An 18,677-nucleotide genomic window follows, 5' to 3' on the forward strand; every position below is an offset into this window, starting at 1 on the left:
CGGGATTCATGAATCCGCCGCGCACCGTCAGCACTCTTGGAGGCTCGATGAACGAGGCAGAAGTTCAGGATCACGGCAGCGAGGAAGGGCGCGAGGGCGGCATCAGCCGCAGGTCCGCACTGACCGCGGGCGCGGTCGGCGCGGCCGGGATCGGGCTCGGCGGGCTCGGTACGGGCAGTGCCGCCGCCGCGGAGAGCGCCGCGGCCCCCGTACCGAAACGCCAGGGCGCGACCATGGTCGGGGTGCCGTTCGACCGGCGCTCCACCGTGCGCGTCGGCATCATCGGCCTCGGCAACCGGGGCGGCAGCGTCATCGACCTCTATCTCGCCGTACCCGGCGTGCAGGTCGTGGCCGTCTGCGACCCGGTGCGCACGAAGGCCGAGAAGGCCGCCGCAAAGGTCGTCGCGGCGGGACAGCCCGCACCGGCCGTCTACGCCAACGGCGAGCACGACTACGAGAATCTCTACAAGCGCGGCGACATCGACTTCGTCCATGTCGCCACCCCCTGGGACGTCCACTTCGACATGGCGAAGGCCGCCCTGCTGAACGGCAAACACGTCGGCGTGGAGTGCCCGATCGCGCTCCGCCTCGACCAGCTGTGGGAGCTGGTCGACCTCTCCGAGCGCACCCGACGGCACTGCATGCAGCTGGAGAACTGCTGTTACGGCAGGAACGAGATGCGTGTCCTGCGCATGGCGCACGCCGGGCTCTTCGGCGATCTGCTGCACGGGGCGGGCGCGTACAACCACGATCTGCGCGGCCTGATGTTCTCGCCGACGTACTACGAGGGCCCGTGGCGGCGCCTGTGGCACACCCGGCTGCGCGGCGACCTCTACCCCAACCACGGATTCGGCCCCGTCGCCAACTACATGGACATCAACCGGGGCGACCGGGCGGTCTCCATCACCAGCGTCGGCTCGCCCTCGCTCGGCCTGGCCGAGTACCGGGCCGCCAACATGCCTGCGGGCGACCCGAGTTGGAAGGAGACCTATATCGAGAGCGACCGGACGATCAGTCTCGTCCAGACGGCGAAGGGACGGGTGATCCGTCTGGAGCACGACGTCTCGACGCCCCACCCGTACAGCCGGATCAACAGCCTGGGCGGCACCCGGGGCGTCTTCGAGGACTACCCGGAGCGCATCTACATCGAGCCCGACCACAAGAACGACGCCTGGGGCGACTTCTCCAAGTACGCCGAGTGGGACCACTGGCTGTGGAAGGAACACGCCAATCCGCCCGGCGGCCACGGCGGCATGGACTACATGCTCGTCTTCCGGCTGATGCAGTGCATGCAGCTCGGCCTGGTGCCCGACTTCGATGTGTACGACGCCGCGACCTGGACTTCGCCCGTACCGCTGAGCCATCTGTCGATCAAGGCGAAGGGGCAGCCCCAGCAGATCCCGGACTTCACCCGCGGCGAGTGGAAGAAGGCGCGTTCCGGAATGGACTCCACGAGGCCACAGGTGTAACGGCGGGGCGGGGGCCCGGCCGGACGACGGTGGCTCGTTCCGGTTCGGGGCGCGGAAAATCGATTGCCCCCAGGGTGTCTGGAGCGCGAACCTTGCACGGTTTGCGCCAACCTTCAATCTCTGGGACGTCATGCAGATTCGCGATCTTCCGTATTCAGATCCTGGCGATCCGGACGTCCGGTCGGGCCCCCGTTTCCTGTACTGGCTGGGCCGCAACCAGCTGCGCGGACAGCTCAAGTCCCTTGCCTGGGGGCTGCTCCACCAGTGCGGCATCGCCGGGCTTCCGCTCGCCGTCGGTCTGGCCGTACAGGCCGTGATCGACCGCTCGGGCGGCCGTCTCGTCGTCTCCGGCGGGCTGATTCTGCTGCTCGGCGCGGTGATCTCCGTCGGCGACACCATGCTGCACCGCACCGCCGTCACCAACTGGATCACCGCTGCGGCCCGCGTCCAGCAGCTGCTCGCCCGCAAGACCGCCGAGCTCGGCTCGGCGCTCACCCGGCGGGTGGCCGCGGGCGAGGTCGTGGCGGTCTCCACCGGGGACGTCGAGAAGATCGGCTGGTTCGTCGAGGCGCTGTCGCGCTTCGCCGCCGCCGCGACCGCGCTGGTCCTGATCTGCGTCGGACTCGCCTTCTACCTGCCGTCGCTGGGCGTGCTGGTCGCGGTCGCCATGCCTGTACTGGCCCTGGCCGTACTGCCGTTGCTGCCGCGCGCCACCCAGCGTGCCGACGTCCAGCGCGAGAAGGCCGGCAAGGCCACCGAGCTGGCGTCGGACACCGTCGCGGGCCTGCGCGTCCTGCGCGGCATCGGCGGCGAGGAGCTGTTCCTCGGCCGCTACCGCCGCGCCTCGCAGGAGGTCCGCAAGGCCGCCGTGCGCAGTGCGCGCATGTGGTCGCTGATCTCGGCGATCCAGGTGCTGCTGCCGGGTCTGCTCCTGATCGGCCTGGTCTGTTACGGGGCAAAACTCGCCTCCGAGGGCAAGATCGAGGTGGGCCAACTGGTCACTGTGTACAGCGCGGTGACGCTGATGCTGTTTCCTCTGCGTCACTTCGAAGAGATCGCCATGGCCTATTCCTTCTCCCGCCCCTCGGCCAAGCGCGCGGCCCGGGTGCTTTCGCTGGAGCGGACGTCGTACGAGACGGACGCGACCGTGACGGACACCCCGGCCGGAGACCTCTACGACCCGGCCACCGGGCTGCTCGCGCCCGCGGGCCGGTTCACCGCCGTCGTGTGCGGGGACCCGGACGCGGCGGGGACCCTCGCCGAACACCTCGGCGGGCACGCGGCCGCCGAGGAGAAGGTGCCGTCCGTGCTGCTCGGCGGGATCGCGCTGGACGACCTGGAACTCGACGCGGCCCGCAAGGCCGTGCTCGTACAGGACAAGGACCCGGTGCTGCTGTCGGGCACGCTGCACGAGCTGCTCGATGTGCCGTCGTCCGGTGACGTGACCGCCGAGGAGGCCCTTGCGGCCGCCCAGTGCGGTGACGTCCTTGACGCCCTCGCCCAGGCGTCGGCCGACGACAGCGGCGACCCGATGCGCACCCGGATCACCGAGCGCGGCCGGTCGCTCTCCGGGGGCCAGCGCCAGCGCCTCGCGCTGGCCAGGTCGCTGGTCACCGACCCTGAGGTGCTGGTGCTCGACGAGCCGACGTCGGCCGTCGACTCGCACACCGAGGCGCGGGTGGCCGACGGAATCAAGCGGCTGCGCGCCGGCCGTACGACCGTGGTCTTCGCCTCGTCGCCGCTGCTCCTGGACCACGCCGACCGTGTGGTGTTCGTGCACGACGGCGAGGTCGCAGCGGTGGGTGTGCACCGGGAACTGGTGCACAGCGAGCCGATGTACCGCGCGGTCGTCACCCGCGAGACAGAAGAAGAAACCCAAGCCTTCGCAGAGATCGAGGAGTCGGCATGATCGGCGTCGCGCCCCCGGCGTACGACCCGGCGGCACCCCAGACGGCCACCACCCTGCCGGTCGGCACGCCCGCGACCGTACGGGCCTATGTGGGCGAGTTGATACGGCGCCATCGCAAGGCCTTCGCCCTGCTGATCGGGGTCAACGCGGTCGCGGTGATCGCCTCGCTGGTCGGCCCGTATCTGCTGGGCTCGCTCGTGGAGGACCTGTCGAACGGGGCGAAGGAGCTTCATCTGGAGCGCACCGCCGCCGTGTTCGGCGTCGCGCTCCTCATCCAGACGGTGTTCACGCGTCTGGTGCGGCTGCGCGGCGCGATGCTCGGCGAGGAGATGCTGGCCGACCTGCGCGAGGACTTCCTCGTGCGGTCGGTCGGGCTGCCGCCGGGCGTCCTGGAGCGGGCCGGCACGGGTGACCTGCTCTCCCGTATCACCACGGACATCGACCGGCTCGCGAACGCGATGCGCGAGGCCGTACCGCAGCTCGCCATCGGCGTGGTGTGGGCGGCGCTGCTGGTCGGCGCGCTGACGGTGACCGCGCCGCCGCTGGCGCTCGCCGTGCTGGTGGCGCTGCCGGTGCTGATGGTCGGCTGCCGCTGGTACTTCAAGCGGGCGCCCTCCGCGTACCGCTCGGAGGCGGCCGGGTACGCGGCGGTCGCCGCGATGCTCACCGAGACGGTCGACGCGGGCCGCACCATCGAGGCCCACCGGCTGGGCGCGCGGCGCGTGGCCCTGTCCGACCAGCGGGTGAAGGAGTGGACGGCCTGGGAGCGGTACACGCTGTGGCTGCGCTCGGTGCTCTTCCCGGTCATCAACGTCACGTACGTGACGATCCTCGGCTCGGTGCTGATGCTCGGCGGCTGGTTCGTCCTGGAGGACTGGATCACGGTCGGCCAGCTGACGACGGGTGCGCTGCTCTCGCAGATGATGGTCGACCCGGTAGGCCTGATCCTGCGCTGGTACGACGAGCTGCAGGTGGCGCAGGTGTCACTGGCCCGGCTCGTGGGCGTACGGGAGATCGAGCCGGACGCCGGGGACGAGCGGATCGGCCCCGACGGGCGCGAAGTCCGCGCCGACGACGTGCACTTCGGGTACCGGGAGGGCGTGGACGTCCTGCACCGGGTGACGCTCGACGTGCCTCCGGGGACGCGGATGGCGCTGGTCGGCCCTTCGGGCGCGGGCAAGTCGACGCTGGGCCGGCTGCTGGCCGGGATCTACGCGCCACGGACGGGTGAAGTCACCCTGGGCGGGGCGGAGTTGTCCCGCATGCCGGCCGAACGGGTGCGTGAGCACGTGGCGCTGGTCAACCAGGAGCACCACGTCTTCGTGGGCTCCCTGCGCGACAACCTGCTGCTCGCACGCACCGGGGCGGGCGACGCCGAACTGTGGGCGGCGCTCGGAGCGGTGGACGCGGACGGCTGGGCGCGGGCGCTGGAGGAGGGCCTGGACGCGGAGGTCGGCTCGGGAGGCCTGGCACTGACCCCGGCGCAGGCCCAGCAGATCGCCCTGGCCCGCCTGGTCCTGGCGGACCCGCACACGCTGGTCCTGGACGAGGCGACGTCGCTCCTGGACCCGCGGGCGGCCCGCCACCTGGAGCGATCACTGGCACGGGTCCTGGACGGCCGCACGGTGGTGGCGATCGCCCACCGCCTGCACACCGCGCACGACGCGGATGTGATCGCGGTGGTGGAGGAGGGCCGGATCAGCGAGCTGGGCAGCCACGACGAACTGGTCGCCGCGGACGGCGCGTACGCGGCGCTGTGGAGGTCCTGGCACGGCTGAGGTGACCTGCCCGCCGCTCCGCATGGGTGGGGCGGCGGGCGGATGACCTCCGCTAAGGTGCGCCTTCATGGCGGATCAGTGGGTCAATTCGGCGGAGTCCATCGGCAGCGACCTCCATCTGGAGCTGTCGGGGGGCGGCAGTCGTCGTGCCGCCCTCATCCGGGCGCTGCGTGATGCCGTACGCGACGGACGCCTCGCCCCCGGCACCCGGCTGCCGCCGTACCGTTCGCTCGCCGCCGACCTGGGCATCGCCCGCAACACCGTCGCCGACGCCTACGCCGAGCTGGTCGCCGAGGGATGGCTGACCGCCCGGCAGGGGTCCGGCACCCGGGTCGCCCGGCGCGCCGAGCCCGTACGCCCCGCCCGCGTACCGAAGAAGGCGCCGGGACGTCCCGCAGCGACCGCGCACAATCTGCGCCAGGGGCAGCCGGATGCCGCCTCCTTCCCCCGCACCGCCTGGCTGGCCGCGTCCCGGCGCGCGCTGAACGCCGCCCCCAACGACGCCTTCGGCCCCGGCGACCCCCACGGCCGCCCCGAGCTGCGCCAGGCCCTGGCCGACTATCTCTCGCGCGCCCGCGGCGTGCGCACCAGCCCCGACCGGATCGTCGTCTGCTCCGGCTTCGCCCACGCGCTGCGGCTGCTGTACGGGGGTGGTGTGCTGCGCGGACCCCTCGCCGTGGAGTCGTACGGGCTCGGCTTCCACCGCGCGCTGCTGGAAGCAGCCTCCGTCCGTACGGTCCCGCTCTCCCTCGACGAACATGGCGCGCGGACCGACGAGTTGGGGTCACAGAAGGGCGTACGGGGAGTGCTGCTCACCCCCGCCCACCAGTTCCCGACCGGCGGCCCCCTGCACCCGGACCGGCGCGCGGCCGCGGTCGACTGGGCGCGGTCCACCGGGGGCGTGGTCCTGGAGGACGACTACGACGGCGAGTTCCGCTACGACCGCGAACCGGTCGGCGCCGTCCAGGGCCTCGACCCGGAACGCGTCGTCTACATCGGCTCGGCCAGCAAGAGCCTGAGCCCCGCCCTCCGCCTGGGCTGGATGGTCCTGCCCGAGCATCTCCTCGCCCCCGCCCTGGCAGCCAAGGGCGAGCGCGAGCCGTCGGCGAGCGTGCTGGACCAGCTCGCGCTCGCCGAATTCATCGCGTCCGGCCACTACGACCGGCACATCCGCCGGATGCGCCAGCGCTACCGGGCCCGCCGCGACCTCCTGGTGGCCGCCCTGGCCGAACGGGCCCCGCACATCGCGCCGACGGGCATCGCCGCCGGACTCCATGCCGTACTGCGGCTGCCGCCGGGCACGGAGCGCACCACGCTCAAGGCCGCGGCCTGGCAGGGGCTGGCCCTCGACGGTCTGGCCGACTTCCGTCACCCGGCCGCGTCGATGCCCGCGGCGGACGGGCTGGTCGTCGGGTACGCGACCCCGCCCGAGCATGCCTATGCCGCGGCTCTGGAAGCGCTGATCGGGGCACTTCCGCCCAAGCCCGAGACCGAGCCTCAGATGTAGCCGAGCGCCGCCGCGCAGCCCACCCCGCCCGCCACCATGAAGACCGGCATCAGCACCTTCAGTTCCACCCAGCTGCCGGCGCGGAACCGCATCATCTTCGGCGGCCCGATCGGGTACCAGCGCTTCCGGCCGATCGGGATCGGCCACAGGATCGGGCAGCCCGACACCGTCAGCGCGTCCCCGATGTCGTGCACCAGCGCGCCCAGCACGATCGGCAGGCCCAGCCACATGTACTCCTGGCCGGGCTGGGTGAAGAGCCAGTCCGAGCCGTTGCCCGGCTTGTCCAGGACCCCCGCGAGGATCCACGCACCGGCCGCGGCGAGCAGCCACACCAGGACGTCGCTGCTGGTGCCGCGCGCCGCCCGCCACAGCAGGCCCTCGATGGCGAGGACCAGGTGGACGAAGAGGATGCCGAGCACCGCCCACCGGCCGCCGAAGATGGCCGCGGCCGAGATCCCGGCCCCGAGCAGCACCGCCCACACCCAGGTGTGGGTCAGCGTCCGGTGGCCGCCGTTCCTGCGCGGGTCCCCCTTGGCGCGGGTCGCCTTGTAGACGCCTGCGGAGATCTTGTCGACGATCTCGCAGAGCGCCCAGGACACCGGTCCGAAGGCCCGCGAGATGGTCGCGGACTTGTGGTCCAGGTCGGGTGCGAGCGCCGCGCCCGCGCAGATCAGCGCTCCGACGACGAGTACGGGCCACGGCATCGGGTGGCCCTTGGCCGCCGCGGCCGCCCCCACCCCCAGCCAGGCTGCCGCTCCTGACAGAGAGTGTGCCGGTCCCATCATGGTCGATTCCGCCCCAAAGCCGTTGTGGTCAAGCCAGTTGAGGGATGAGCGTATCGCTCGTGATCTTCGTACGGCCGTCCGGTTCCCTGATCCGGTCGTCCGGCAGGCAAGATGGGGGTGTGACCCTTATCGATCAGCTGCCGCCGACCGCCGACCCCGACGCCCTCTTCGAGGCCTTCTCGTCATGGGCGGAGGGCCAGGGCATCACTCTCTACCCGGCCCAGGAGGAGGCGCTGATCGAGGTGGTCTCCGGGGCCAACGTGATCCTCTCCACCCCCACCGGATCCGGAAAGAGCCTGGTCGCGGCGGGTGCGCACTTCGCCGCACTGGCCCAGGACAAGGTCACCTTCTACACCGCCCCGATCAAGGCGCTGGTCTCGGAGAAGTTCTTCGACCTCTGCAAGCTCTTCGGCACCGAGAACGTCGGCATGCTGACCGGCGACGCCTCCGTCAACGCGGACGCCCCGGTCATCTGCTGCACCGCCGAGGTCCTGGCCTCGATCGCGCTGCGCGACGGCAAGCACGCCGACATCGGCCAGGTCGTGATGGACGAGTTCCACTTCTACGCGGAGCCGGACCGCGGCTGGGCCTGGCAGATCCCGATCCTGGAGCTCCCCCAGGCCCAGTTCATCCTGATGTCCGCCACGCTCGGCGACGTCGCGCGCTTCGAGGAGGACCTGACCCGCCGCACGGGCCTGCCCACCTCGGTGGTCCGCTCGGCGTCCCGCCCGGTCCCGCTGTCGTACGAGTACCGCCGCACCCCCATCACCGAGACGCTCACCGAGCTCCTCGACACCAAGCAGGCCCCGGTCTACATCGTGCACTTCACGCAGGCGGCCGCCGTCGAGCGCGCGCAGTCGCTGATGAGCATCAACATGTGTTCGAAGGAGGAGAAGGAGAAGATCGCCGACCTCATCGGCAACTTCCGCTTCACCACCAAGTTCGGCCAGAACCTCTCGCGCTACGTGCGTCACGGCATCGGCGTCCACCACGCCGGCATGCTCCCCAAGTACCGCCGCCTGGTCGAAAAGCTGGCGCAGGCAGGCCTGTTGAAGGTCATCTGCGGTACGGACACCCTGGGCGTCGGCGTCAACGTCCCCATCCGCACGGTGCTGTTCACCGCGCTGACGAAGTACGACGGCACTCGCGTCCGCACGCTCCGCGCCCGCGAGTTCCACCAGATCGCGGGCCGCGCGGGCCGGGCCGGCTTCGACACGGCGGGCTTCGTCGCCGCCCAGGCGCCCGAGCACGAGGTGGAGAACGTGAAGGCTCTCGCCAAGGCGGGAGACGACCCGAAGAAGCGCCGCAAGGTGGTCCGCAAGAAGGCACCCGAGGGCTTCATCGCCTGGACGGACGCCACCTTCGAGAAGCTGATCGCCGCCGACCCGGAGCCGCTGACCTCCCGCTTCCGGGTCACCCACACCATGCTGCTCTCCGTGATCGCCCGCCCGGGCAACGCCTTCGACGCGATGCGCCACCTCCTCGAGGACAACCACGAGCCGCGCAAGGCCCAGCTGCGCCACATCCGCCGCGCGATCGCGATCTACCGCTCGCTGCTCGACGGCGGTGTCGTGGAGCAGTTGGACACCCCCGACGCCGAGGGCCGCACCATCCGCCTGACCGTCGACCTCCAGCAGGACTTCGCCCTCAACCAGCCGCTCTCCACCTTCGCGCTGGCCTCCTTCGACCTCCTCGACCCCGAATCCCCGTCCTACGCCCTGGACATGGTCTCCGTCGTCGAGTCGACCCTCGACGACCCGCGCCAGATCCTGGCCGCCCAGCAGAACAAGGCGCGCGGCGAGGCGGTCGGCCAGATGAAGGCGGACGGCATCGAGTACGAGGAGCGGATGGAGCTCCTGCAGGACGTCACGTACCCGAAGCCCCTGGAAGAGCTCCTGGTCCACGCGTACAACGTGTACCGCAAGAGCCACCCGTGGGTCGGCGACCACCCGGTCTCGCCGAAGTCCGTCATCCGCGACATGTACGAACGCGCCATGACCTTCGCCGAGTTCACCTCCCACTACGAGCTGGCCCGCACCGAAGGCATCGTGCTGCGCTACCTCGCGGGCGCGTACAAGGCCCTCGACCACACCATCCCCGACGACCTGAAGTCCGAGGACCTCCAGGACCTGATCGCCTGGCTCGGCGAGCTGGTCCGCCAGGTCGACTCCAGCCTCCTGGACGAGTGGGAGCAGCTCGCCAACCCCGAGGTGGAGACCGCCGAGCAGGCCGCCGAGCGCGCCGACCAGGTCAAGCCGGTCACCGCCAACGCCCGCGCCTTCCGTGTCCTCGTCCGCAACGCGATGTTCCGCCGCGTGGAGCTGGCCGCGCTCGACCGCGTCTACGACCTGGGGCAGCTGGACGGCGACTCCGGCTGGGACCAGGACGCGTGGGGCGAGGCGATGGACGCGTACTGGGACGAGTACGAAGAGCTGGGCACGGGCCCGGACGCCCGCGGTCCCAAGCTGCTGATCATCGAGGAGGACGCGGCCCACGGTCTCTGGCGCGTCCGGCAGATCTTCGCCGACCCGAACGGCGACCATGACTGGGGCATCAGCGCGGAGGTGGATCTCGCGGCCTCCGACGAAGAGGGCCGCGCGGTCGTCCGCGTCACCGCCGTCGGCCAGCTCTGAGCCCTGAAGGAGACCACAGATGACGAACCCCGCCGAGAGACTCGTCGACCTGCTCGATCTGGAGCAGATCGAGGTCAACATCTTCCGCGGCCGGTCCCCGCAGGAGTCCCTGCAACGGGTCTTCGGCGGTCAGGTCGCGGGCCAGGCGCTGGTGGCGGCCGGCCGTACGACGGACGGCGACCGCCCGGTCCACTCCCTGCACGCGTACTTCCTGCGGCCGGGCCGCCCGGGCGTCCCGATCGTCTACCAGGTCGAGCGGATGCGCGACGGCCGCTCCTTCACCACGCGCCGGGTCACCGCCGTCCAGCAGGGCCGCACGATCTTCAACCTCACGGCCTCCTTCCACCAGCCGGAGGAGGGCACGTTCGAGCACCAGCTGCCGCCGGCCCGCGAGGTCCCGGACCCGGAGTCGCTGCCGACGGTCGCCGAGGAGGTCCGCGAGCACCTGGGCGCGCTCCCCGACGCCCTGGAGCGGATGGCCCGCCGCCAGCCCTTCGACATCCGTTACGTCGACCGGCTGCGCTGGACGCAGGACGAGGTCAAGGGCGCGGAGCCGCGCAGCGCGGTCTGGATGCGCGCGGTCGGCCCGCTCGGCGACGACCCGCTGGTCCACACGTGCGCCCTCACGTACGCGAGCGACATGACGCTCCTCGACGCGGTCCGCATCCCCGTCGAACCGCTGTGGGGCCCGCGGGGCTTCGACATGGCGTCGCTGGACCATGCGATGTGGTTCCACCGCCCGTTCCGTACCGACGAGTGGTTCCTGTACGACCAGGAGTCCCCCATCGCGACGGGCGGCCGCGGGCTGGCGCGCGGACGGATCTACGACCGGGCGGGGAACCTCCTGGTGTCGGTGGTCCAGGAGGGCCTGTTCCGCAAACTGGGCGGCTGACCGCAGTCTCGCGACGGGCCTCTGAAACAGTACGTACGCAACCCTGACGACTGGAGATCTGATGAGCCTTTACGACATCCCGCTGCGCACCCTGACCGGCGAGGCGACCTCGCTCGCCGACTACCGGGGCAAGGCGGTGCTGCTGGTGAACGTCGCGTCCAAGTGCGGCCTCACCCCCCAGTACGCCGGTCTCGAGCGCCTGCAGCAGAGCTACGGCGAGAAGGGCTTCACCGTTCTCGGCGTGCCCTGCAACCAGTTCGCAGGCCAGGAGCCGGGCAGCTCGGAGGAGATCCAGAGCTTCTGCTCGGCGACGTACGGCGTGACATTCCCGCTGTTGGAGAAGATCGAGGTCAACGGCGAGCACCGGCACCCGCTGTACGCGGAGTTGACGCAGGTCGCGGACGCGGAGGGCGAGGCGGGCGACATCCAGTGGAACTTCGAGAAGTTCGTGCTTGACGCCCAGGGCGAAGTGGTGGGCCGCTTCCGCCCCCGCACGGAGCCGGAGTCTCCCGAGCTCGTCGCGGCTATTGAGGCGCACCTGCCTGCCTGAATCGGAATTCCTTCCCGGAAGAGAGCGCCCGCCCCGAAGGGGGACCGGGCGCTTTTCTGCGCTCCGGCGGACTCACAGCCGCTGACAAGGAGCAGATCCTTCAGGGGCCGGCCGACGGGACCCGGCCCACTCTCGCTTCACCGCCACGGAACAGGGAATCGAAAAGACAGGCCAGTCCGGACACAACGCGGAGCGAGGCCTCACCGACACCCGCCCCGAGCCCGGTTTCGCACCGCGTCCGTGGGACGAATCGCCTTGGCCGGTCGTCTACCGAGACGGCTTCTCCGTCGCGCGCTTCAAGACCGAAGCGGGCGCGCTCCGTTGCATCGCACGGCTGATCAGGAAACCTGAGGAGGTGGACCGCAATGGCTGAGGCGCCAGACGGCTACGAAGTACCGAAGATCGTCGCGGACTTGATCACGTACGCCGAAAGCCGTGGGTGGGAGCACCGCGTCGACTGGACGCAGCCGAAACGCGAAGCGCCGCTGCTGACCGTTCAGGTCGGGCGCCGGATGGTCAAGAAGGACGGCAGGCGATACGGCACCTTCTGGCTCTACAAGATCACCTACCACACGGAAGGCGACCCTCCCGGCACGGTCAGGAAGCGGCACACCGGGCTGTGCGTGACGCCCGACGAACCGGAGTGGCATGAGGCTCCGCCGCTCTGGTCGATCCGCGAGACGATCTACACCCACCCGACGCCCGGCACCGTGACCACCTTCAAAGGGGCGATCACCAAAGAGGAGTTCAACGCCATCCCGTGCGCCCGCGCGCTGCGCTTCTCGCACGACTGGATGGGGCTGCGGTACACCGAATGGGTGGGCGGCGATTCGCGCACGGGCTGGGCACTCATGAACGACTACGGGAAGCCCGAACATCCCTGCCACGTCAGCCGCGCAGACTCCCGCGCCATGGCGGCCGAACGCCTCACCGCGTTGCTCGCACCGACCCGCGCATTCGGCGGCGACAACCTCACCGTCGACGAATGGGAGATCGGGCCATATCCCATGCCTGGCACCTGACTCTGCACCTCTGAACCACATCGGCGTGGATCTCAGGCGGTGTTGCCGGTTCCACGTACTCGGCGGCGTGCCTGATCTCCACAAGCCAGAGCCGTACGGACGAGCGCACGATCACGATCCGGGTTCAGAACCGGTGAGATCCCGCTCACGCGCGAAGTGCTCACTCGCCGCGTCCATGAAGAGCCTCCGTGCGGGCACGCGGCGAGTGACATTTTCTGCGCTTCGGTCCACCACTTGTCGCGCGCTGCTTCGATCTGTGCCTGGGCGACCTGTTCGAGGGCGCTGCGCTTCTCCAAGCATCTTGGCGCGACGTGAGGGACAAGGGTTAAGACCGCCTGGCCGGCGCGCTCACGGCACCGTGTGCTTCATGGACGGCGTGAAGCGCTGGTACGGCGGCCGGGGTGAAGTGGCGGGCCGCTTCCGCCCCGTACGGAGCCCGAGGCTCCTGAGCTCGTCGCGGCTATCGAGGCCCACCTGCCTGCCTGACCCCGCCGGCGTTGATCCGGGCGGCCTGGCGGGTCAGGTGGTCGCGTTCGGCGAGGTTGGGGGCCTTTCTGGCCGCCTCCGCGTAGAGCCGGGCCGCCGTCGCCAGGTCGCCGTCGCGTTCGTGGAGGTACGCGGCGACCGCGTCGTGGCGGGGCACCGATCCGTCCAGTGCGGCGAGCGCCGCCAGGCCGGCGCGCGGCCCGTCGGCCTCGCCGACGGCCACCGCGCGGTTGAGCCGGACGACCGGGCTGTCGGTCAGGCGCGCCAACTCGTCGTACCACTCGACGATCTGCACCCAGTCCGTCTCCTCGGCCGTGAGTGCGTCCGCGTGGAGTGCCGCGATCGCGGCCTGCGCCTGGAACTCGCCGAGCCGGTCGCGGGCGAGGGCCGCCTGCAACATCCCGATTCCCTCGGCGATCGCCCCGGTGTCCCACCGGCCGCGGTCCTGCTCGGCGAGCGGGACCAGGCTGCCGTCGGGCGCCGTGCGGGCAGCCCTGCGGGCGTGGTGGAGCAGCATGAGGGCGAGCAGCCCCGCCACCTCCGGGTGGTCGATCGAGGCCGCGAGTTGCCGGTTGAGGCGGATGGCCTCGGCGGCGAGGTCGACGTCGCCGGAGTAGCCCTCGTTGAAGACCAGGTAGAGAACGCGCAGCACGGTGGCGACGTCGCCGGGCCGGTCGAGCCGTACGCCGGAGACCGTACGTTTGGCCCTGCTGATGCGCTGCGCCATCGTCGCCTCCGGCACCAGGTAGGCCTGGGCGATCTGCCGGGTGGTCAGCCCGCCCACCGCGCGCAGCGTGAGCGCGACCGCGGACGACGGTGTCAACAACGGGTGGGCACACAGGAAGTAGAGCTGGAGCGTGTCGTCCGCGGCGGGCGCGGGCCCGGGCTCCGGCTCCTCTTCGACCAGGTCCTCGCGCCGGCGGCGGGCGGTGTCCGCCCGGGTCGCGTCGAGGAAGCGGCGCCAGGCCACGGTGACCAGCCAGCCCTTCGCGTCCCGCGGAGGGTCGGACGGCCAGACGCGGACCGCTTCCACCAGCGCGTCCTGGACGGCGTCCTCGGCCGCCGCGAAAGGTGCTCCGCGGCGGACGAGGATGCCGAGCACACCCGGCGTGAGGCTCCGGAGGCGGGCCTCGTTCATCGGGGACGTCATTCGGTGATCGTGGGCATCTCGGTCAGGAACGGGCGCAGCTCGAGCCACTCGTGGATCGGCTTGCCACCCGCACCCGGAGCGGCCGACAGTTCCCCGGCCAGCTCGACGGCACGCTCGTAGGTGTCGACGTCGATGACCATCCAGCCCGCGATGACGTCCTTGGTCTCGGCGAACGGACCGTCGGTGACCGGCGGCCGGCCCTCGCCGTCGTAGCGGACGAACGTCCCCTCGGGGGCCAGCGCCTGACCGTCGACGAACTCGCCGGTCTTCTCGAGCCGGGCGGCGAAGTCGTTCATGTACTGGATGTGGTCCGAGATCTCCTGAGGCGTCCACTGGTCCATGGGGACGTCGTTCACCGCGGCCGGGGCGCCCCGGTAGTGCTTGAGCAGCAGGTACTTGGCCATCGTGATCACTCCTCGGTACTGGTGCGGCCCATTGTGGCCGCTTCCACCCCTGGGACGGAGTGGACCACGGGTTCTCGACATCGCCGCGGAAAAAACTTTCGGGCATGCCGAAGAGCCCTCCCCCGTGCGCGGGAGAGGGCTCTTCGGGCTCTTCGTACGGTTGCGTGACCCGCGTCAGCGGATCGGCATCCCCGACAGCGTGCGGGCGATGACCAGGCGCTGGATCTCGCTCGTGCCCTCGAAGATCGTGTAGATCGCCGCGTCGCGGTGCATGCGCTCCACCGGGTACTCCCGGGTGAAGCCGTTGCCGCCGAGGATCTGGATCGCCTGCGCGGTGACCTTCTTGGCCGTCTCGCTGGCGTACAGCTTCGACATCGAGCCCTCGGCCGAGGTGAACGGCTTGCCCGCGCTCGCCATCCAGGACGCGCGCCACACCAGGAGACGGGCCGCGTCGATCTGGGTGCGCATGTCGGCCAGTTGGAAGGCGATGCCCTGGTTGTCGATGATCGGGCGGCCGAACTGGGTGCGGGTCTTCGCGTAGTCGAGGGCGACCTCGTACGCGGCCCGTGCGGTGCCCACCGCCATGGCGCCGACGGCCGGGCGCGAGGCCTCGAAGGTGGCCATCGCGGCGTTCTTCACGCGCTCGCCGCCGCCGGCCTTGGCGCGCTCACGGGCGCGGGCGAGGCGGTCGTCCAGCTTGTCCTTGCCGCCGAGCAGGCAGTGGCCCGGGATGCGTACGTCTTCCAGTACGACCTCTGCGGTGTGCGAGGCGCGGATGCCGTGCTTCTTGAACTTCTGGCCCTGGGAGAGGCCGGGGGTGTTCGGCGGGACGATGAAGGAGGCGTGGCCCTTGGAGCCGAGTTCCGGGTCCACGGCCGCTACGACCACGTGGACGTTGGCTATGCCGCCGTTGGTCGCCCAGGTCTTGGTGCCGTTGAGGACCCACTCGTCCTTGGCCTCGTCGTAGACGGCGCGGGTGCGCATCGCCGCGACGTCCGAGCCCGCGTCCGGCTCGGAGGAGCAGAAGGCGGCGACCTTCACGTCGGCGGCGTCCCCGTACATCTGCGGGATCCAGGTGCCGATCTGCTCCTCGGTGCCGTTCGCGAGGACGCCGACCGCGGCCAGGCCCGTACCGACGATGGAGAGCGCGATGCCGGCGTCGCCCCAGAACAGCTCCTCCATCGCCATCGGGATGCCGAGCCCGGTGGGGTCGAAGAACTGCTGGGCGTAGAAGTCGAGCGAGTAGATGCCGACCTTGGCGGCTTCCTGGATCACCGGCCAGGGAGTCTCCTCACGCTCGTCCCACTCGGCGGCGGCCGGGCGGATGACGTCCGCGGCAAAGCCGTGGATCCAGTCGCGTACCTGCTTCTGGTCGTCGTTGAGCTCGAGCGTGAACTCGGCCATGTCCCCTCCAGTACTGCGGTTCTCCAGGGCGTTACTTGCGGTAACGGCAGTCTGTTACTGGTAAGTAGGCCCTGTCAACCTGTTACGTTTCGGCGGGGGAACGGAATCGTACGGACGGGCGGGGAGAAGCACCATGAGCACCACACAGGCCACGCAGCAGCGGACGGCTGAGAGCCGGCGCCGCGAACTGCTCGAGGCTGCCGACCGCGTGGTGCTCCGGGACGGCCCCAAGGCTTCCATGAACGCCATAGCCGCCGAGGCCGGCATCACCAAGCCGATCCTCTACCGGCACTTCGGCGACAAGGGCGGCCTCTACCGCGCCCTGGCCAAGCGCCACACCGACGCCCTCCTCGAGGCCCTGCGCGCCGCCCTGGACGCCCCGGCCGAGCGCCGCGAGCGGGTCGAGGCCACGCTCGACACCTACCTCGCGGCCATCGAGGCCCGGCCCCAGGTCTACCGCTTCCTGATGCATCCCACCGAGGACGCTTCGGACACCGCGCTGCCGGCGAACGGGTTCGACATCGGCATGCACTCGGCGCCCCTGCTGCGCCGGCTCGGCGAGGAGCTCGCCCAGGTGATCGCCGAGCGCGTCGACCTCGGCCCGGGCAGCGAGCAGCTGGCGCGGGTGTGGGGGCACGGAATCGTCGGGATGATGCACGCCGCCGGAGACTGGTGGCTCGGCGAACGGCCCTGCTCGCGCGCCGAGTTGGTGCGCTCGCTGGCCGATCTGCTCTGGGGCCGGCTCGCCGCGGCGGGCAACCGCGCGGGCGGGCCGGGCTTCTAGCTCCCTACGCGTTCGCACCCCAGGGCGTCTTGCGGGCCGCGCGCATCACCTTGCTCTTGCGCCAGCCGCTCAGCCGGTCCGTGTAGACGAGTCCGTCGAGGTGGTCGCACTCGTGCTGGAGACAGCGGGCGAAGAAACCCGTCCCGCTGACCCTGACCGGGTCGCCGTTCACCGTGAAGCCCTCGACGACCGCGTGGTCGAAGCGGGGCGTCGCCGCCTCCAGGCCGGGCAGCGAGAGACAGCCCTCGGGGCCGCGTACGGTGATGCCGTCCGCCTCGACCAGACGCGGGTTCACCACATGGCCCAGGTGGCGGACGTCCTCGTCGTCGGGGCAGTCGTATACGAACACCCGCTGCGCCACGCCGATCTGGTTGGCGGCGAGGCCGACACCCTGGGCCGCGTACATCGTCGCGAACATGTTCTCGACGAGCCGGGCGAGCGACGGGCCGAACTCGGTCACGGGTTCGCAGGGCGCGTGCAGGACCGGGTCGCCGAGCAGGGACATGTCCTGCGCGACTCCCGAACTGCCGGGGATCGGACGGTTTCGCATGGCGGCAAGGTTACGTTCTGTACGAGTGGGCCCCGCCGCCGGTGGAGCCGAGGTCAGGCGGCGTGAAGGATCTCGATAGGCTGAGGCCGCGTCGATGCAAGGAGGATCAGGGACGATGTCAGGCAACACGGAGCCGCTGACGCCACGCGCCAAACTGGCCGTGACGGCAGGCAAGGCCGCGGCAGCGGTATCGCGCGCCGCGGGGCGCGGCAGCGGATCGGTGATCGGCGGCAAGGTCGCGCTGAGGCTCGACCCGGACCTGCTGGGCCGACTCGCGCAGCATCTGGACGTGGTCCTCGTCTCGGCGACGAACGGCAAGACGACGACGACCCGGCTGATCGCCGAGGCGTTGCGGGCCAGTGGCCCGGTCGTGTCGAACGCCCTGGGCGCCAACATGCCCGCGGGTATCACCTCGGCGCTGGCCGGCGGTTCGGACGCCCGCTACGGCGTGATCGAGGTCGACGAGAAGTACCTCGCCGGGGTCGCGCGCGATGTGACGCCCAAGGCGATCGCACTGCTCAACCTCTCCCGCGACCAGCTCGACCGCGCCGCCGAGACGCGCATGCTGGCCGAGAAGTGGCGCGAGGGCCTCGCCGGTACGAAGGCCGTGGTCATCGCCAACGCCGACGACCCGCTGATCGTCTGGGCCGCCTCCTCGTCCCCCACCGTGGTGTGGGTCGCGGCCGGCCAGGAGTGGAAGGACGACGCCTGGTCGTGCCCGTCCTGCGGCGGTGTGCTGCAGCGGCCGAGCGACGACTGGTTCTGCGGCGAGTGCGGCTTCCGCCGCCCCGCGCCCACCTGGGCCCTCTCCGGCGACCACGTCCTGGATCCGCACGGCTCGGCGTGGCCGATCCAGCTGCAGCTCCCGGGCCGCGCCAACAAGGCGAATGCCGCCGTCACCGCGGCGGTCGCCGCGACGTTCGGTGTGCCGCCGCAGGTGGCGCTGGAGCGGATGTACTCCGTACAGGCCGTCGCCGGACGCTATGACGTGGTCCAGTTCCAGGGCCGCGATCTGCGCCTGCTCCTCGCGAAGAACCCGGCCGGCTGGCTGGAGACCTTCTCGCTGATCGACCCGCCGCCCACTCCGGTGATCCTCTCCGTCAACGCCCGCGGCGCCGACGGCACGGACACCTCCTGGCTGTGGGACGTCGACTACACGCGTCTCGCCGGACACCCGATCTGTGTCATCGGCGACCGCAGGCTCGACCTCGCGGTACGTCTCGAGGTCGCAGGTCTGGACTTCAGGGTCTGCGACAGCGTCGACGAGGCCGTCTCGAACTCGGCTCCCGGGCGGATCGAACTCATCGCCAACTACACCGCGTTCCAGGACGTGCGCCGCCGAGTCGGCAACTGA

The 18,677-nt window shown here is 70.8% G+C and carries 15 protein-coding genes and 1 pseudogene; 11 read left to right on the forward strand and 5 right to left on the reverse strand.

The window, feature by feature from the left end; genetic code table 11:
- Positions 1–47: 47 nt before the first annotated feature.
- The 4 genes from OG707_RS02585 (at position 48) to pdxR (ending at position 6,663) form a co-directional block, all read left to right on the forward strand.
- Complete coding sequence (locus tag OG707_RS02585; RefSeq protein ID WP_329113863.1) at positions 48–1,469, forward strand: Gfo/Idh/MocA family protein; 1,422 nt, start codon at positions 48–50, stop codon at positions 1,467–1,469.
- A 130-nt stretch (positions 1,470–1,599) separates the two neighbouring features.
- Positions 1,600–3,378 (forward strand): ABC transporter ATP-binding protein, encoded by a 1,779-nt coding sequence (locus OG707_RS02590; RefSeq protein WP_329113865.1) that lies wholly within the window; start codon positions 1,600–1,602, stop codon positions 3,376–3,378.
- A complete protein-coding gene (locus OG707_RS02595; protein ID WP_329113867.1) occupies positions 3,375–5,156 on the forward strand; it encodes an ABC transporter ATP-binding protein in 1,782 nt (593 codons plus the stop codon). Before OG707_RS02590 ends, OG707_RS02595 begins: the two co-directional genes overlap by 4 nt.
- 67 nt (positions 5,157–5,223) lie before the next feature.
- The gene (gene pdxR, locus OG707_RS02600; protein WP_329113868.1) at positions 5,224–6,663 is read left to right on the forward strand and encodes a MocR-like pyridoxine biosynthesis transcription factor PdxR; all 1,440 of its coding nucleotides are present in this window, start codon (positions 5,224–5,226) and stop codon (positions 6,661–6,663) included.
- On the opposite strand, the gene OG707_RS02605 is transcribed toward pdxR, so the two are convergent.
- Positions 6,654–7,448, reverse strand: coding sequence for a metal-dependent hydrolase (locus OG707_RS02605; protein WP_329113870.1), 795 nt, complete (start codon positions 7,446–7,448; stop codon positions 6,654–6,656). The two genes, pdxR and OG707_RS02605, sit on opposite strands and share 10 nt — an antisense overlap.
- 119 nt (positions 7,449–7,567) lie before the next feature.
- Between OG707_RS02605 and OG707_RS02610 the strand changes: the two genes are divergently transcribed.
- From OG707_RS02610 to OG707_RS42410, 5 genes and pseudogenes are all read left to right on the forward strand, one after another.
- Positions 7,568–10,081: a DEAD/DEAH box helicase gene (locus OG707_RS02610; RefSeq protein ID WP_329113871.1), complete on the forward strand. Its 2,514-nt coding sequence runs from the start codon at positions 7,568–7,570 to the stop codon at positions 10,079–10,081.
- A 19-nt stretch (positions 10,082–10,100) separates the two neighbouring features.
- A complete protein-coding gene (locus OG707_RS02615) occupies positions 10,101–10,973 on the forward strand; it encodes an acyl-CoA thioesterase (protein WP_329113874.1) in 873 nt (290 codons plus the stop codon).
- A 61-nt stretch (positions 10,974–11,034) separates the two neighbouring features.
- Complete coding sequence (locus OG707_RS02620; RefSeq protein ID WP_329113876.1) at positions 11,035–11,523, forward strand: glutathione peroxidase; 489 nt, start codon at positions 11,035–11,037, stop codon at positions 11,521–11,523.
- Between the two features lie 365 nt (positions 11,524–11,888).
- Entirely contained in the window at positions 11,889–12,545 is a 657-nt protein-coding gene (locus OG707_RS02625; protein ID WP_329113878.1) for a hypothetical protein, read from the forward strand.
- Positions 12,546–12,571: 26 nt separating this feature from the next.
- Positions 12,572–12,682 (forward strand): annotated as a pseudogene (locus OG707_RS42410) (phage fiber-tail adaptor protein); the annotation flags it as partial.
- Positions 12,683–13,005: 323 nt separating this feature from the next.
- Here OG707_RS42410 and OG707_RS02630 read toward each other — a convergent pair.
- From OG707_RS02630 to OG707_RS02640, 3 genes are all read right to left on the reverse strand, one after another.
- On the reverse strand, positions 13,006–14,169 hold the full coding sequence (locus OG707_RS02630; protein ID WP_329127587.1) for an RNA polymerase sigma factor: 1,164 nt from the start codon (positions 14,167–14,169) through the stop codon (positions 13,006–13,008).
- Between the two features lie 8 nt (positions 14,170–14,177).
- The gene (locus tag OG707_RS02635; RefSeq protein ID WP_329113879.1) at positions 14,178–14,585 is read right to left on the reverse strand and encodes a YciI family protein; all 408 of its coding nucleotides are present in this window, start codon (positions 14,583–14,585) and stop codon (positions 14,178–14,180) included.
- Between the two features lie 174 nt (positions 14,586–14,759).
- Positions 14,760–15,989, reverse strand: a complete 1,230-nt coding sequence (locus OG707_RS02640) for an acyl-CoA dehydrogenase family protein (RefSeq protein WP_329113881.1) — start codon at positions 15,987–15,989, stop codon at positions 14,760–14,762.
- Between the two features lie 133 nt (positions 15,990–16,122).
- On the opposite strand from OG707_RS02640, the gene OG707_RS02645 reads away from it, so the two are divergent.
- Complete coding sequence (locus tag OG707_RS02645; protein ID WP_329113882.1) at positions 16,123–16,773, forward strand: TetR family transcriptional regulator; 651 nt, start codon at positions 16,123–16,125, stop codon at positions 16,771–16,773.
- Positions 16,774–16,777: 4 nt separating this feature from the next.
- On the opposite strand, the gene def is transcribed toward OG707_RS02645, so the two are convergent.
- Positions 16,778–17,323, reverse strand: a complete 546-nt coding sequence (gene def, locus OG707_RS02650; protein ID WP_329113884.1) for a peptide deformylase — start codon at positions 17,321–17,323, stop codon at positions 16,778–16,780.
- Between the two features lie 115 nt (positions 17,324–17,438).
- Between def and OG707_RS02655 the strand changes: the two genes are divergently transcribed.
- Positions 17,439–18,677 carry a Mur ligase family protein gene (locus OG707_RS02655; protein ID WP_329113886.1) on the forward strand — a complete coding sequence of 413 codons (1,239 nt, stop codon included), beginning with the start codon at positions 17,439–17,441 and terminating at the stop codon, positions 18,675–18,677.

This window comes from Streptomyces sp. NBC_01465 (assembly GCF_036227325.1).
Lineage (GTDB): Bacteria > Actinomycetota > Actinomycetes > Streptomycetales > Streptomycetaceae > Streptomyces.

Excerpts from the sequence above, each read along its gene's own strand:
- OG707_RS02585 (WP_329113863.1), top strand. The coding sequence starts at position 48 with ATGAACGAGGCAGAAGTTCAGGATCACGGCAGCGAGGAAGGGCGCGAG.
- OG707_RS02590 (WP_329113865.1), top strand. The coding sequence starts at position 1,600 with ATGCAGATTCGCGATCTTCCGTATTCAGATCCTGGCGATCCGGACGTC.
- OG707_RS02595 (WP_329113867.1), top strand. The coding sequence starts at position 3,375 with ATGATCGGCGTCGCGCCCCCGGCGTACGACCCGGCGGCACCCCAGACG.
- pdxR (WP_329113868.1), top strand. The coding sequence starts at position 5,224 with ATGGCGGATCAGTGGGTCAATTCGGCGGAGTCCATCGGCAGCGACCTC.
- OG707_RS02605 (WP_329113870.1), bottom strand. The coding sequence starts at position 7,448 with ATGATGGGACCGGCACACTCTCTGTCAGGAGCGGCAGCCTGGCTGGGG.
- OG707_RS02615 (WP_329113874.1), top strand. The coding sequence starts at position 10,101 with ATGACGAACCCCGCCGAGAGACTCGTCGACCTGCTCGATCTGGAGCAG.
- OG707_RS02620 (WP_329113876.1), top strand. The coding sequence starts at position 11,035 with ATGAGCCTTTACGACATCCCGCTGCGCACCCTGACCGGCGAGGCGACC.
- OG707_RS02625 (WP_329113878.1), top strand. The coding sequence starts at position 11,889 with ATGGCTGAGGCGCCAGACGGCTACGAAGTACCGAAGATCGTCGCGGAC.
- OG707_RS02630 (WP_329127587.1), bottom strand. The coding sequence starts at position 14,169 with ATGAACGAGGCCCGCCTCCGGAGCCTCACGCCGGGTGTGCTCGGCATC.
- OG707_RS02635 (WP_329113879.1), bottom strand. The coding sequence starts at position 14,585 with ATGGCCAAGTACCTGCTGCTCAAGCACTACCGGGGCGCCCCGGCCGCG.
- OG707_RS02640 (WP_329113881.1), bottom strand. The coding sequence starts at position 15,989 with ATGGCCGAGTTCACGCTCGAGCTCAACGACGACCAGAAGCAGGTACGC.
- OG707_RS02645 (WP_329113882.1), top strand. The coding sequence starts at position 16,123 with ATGAGCACCACACAGGCCACGCAGCAGCGGACGGCTGAGAGCCGGCGC.
- def (WP_329113884.1), bottom strand. The coding sequence starts at position 17,323 with ATGCGAAACCGTCCGATCCCCGGCAGTTCGGGAGTCGCGCAGGACATG.
- OG707_RS02655 (WP_329113886.1), top strand. The coding sequence starts at position 17,439 with ATGTCAGGCAACACGGAGCCGCTGACGCCACGCGCCAAACTGGCCGTG.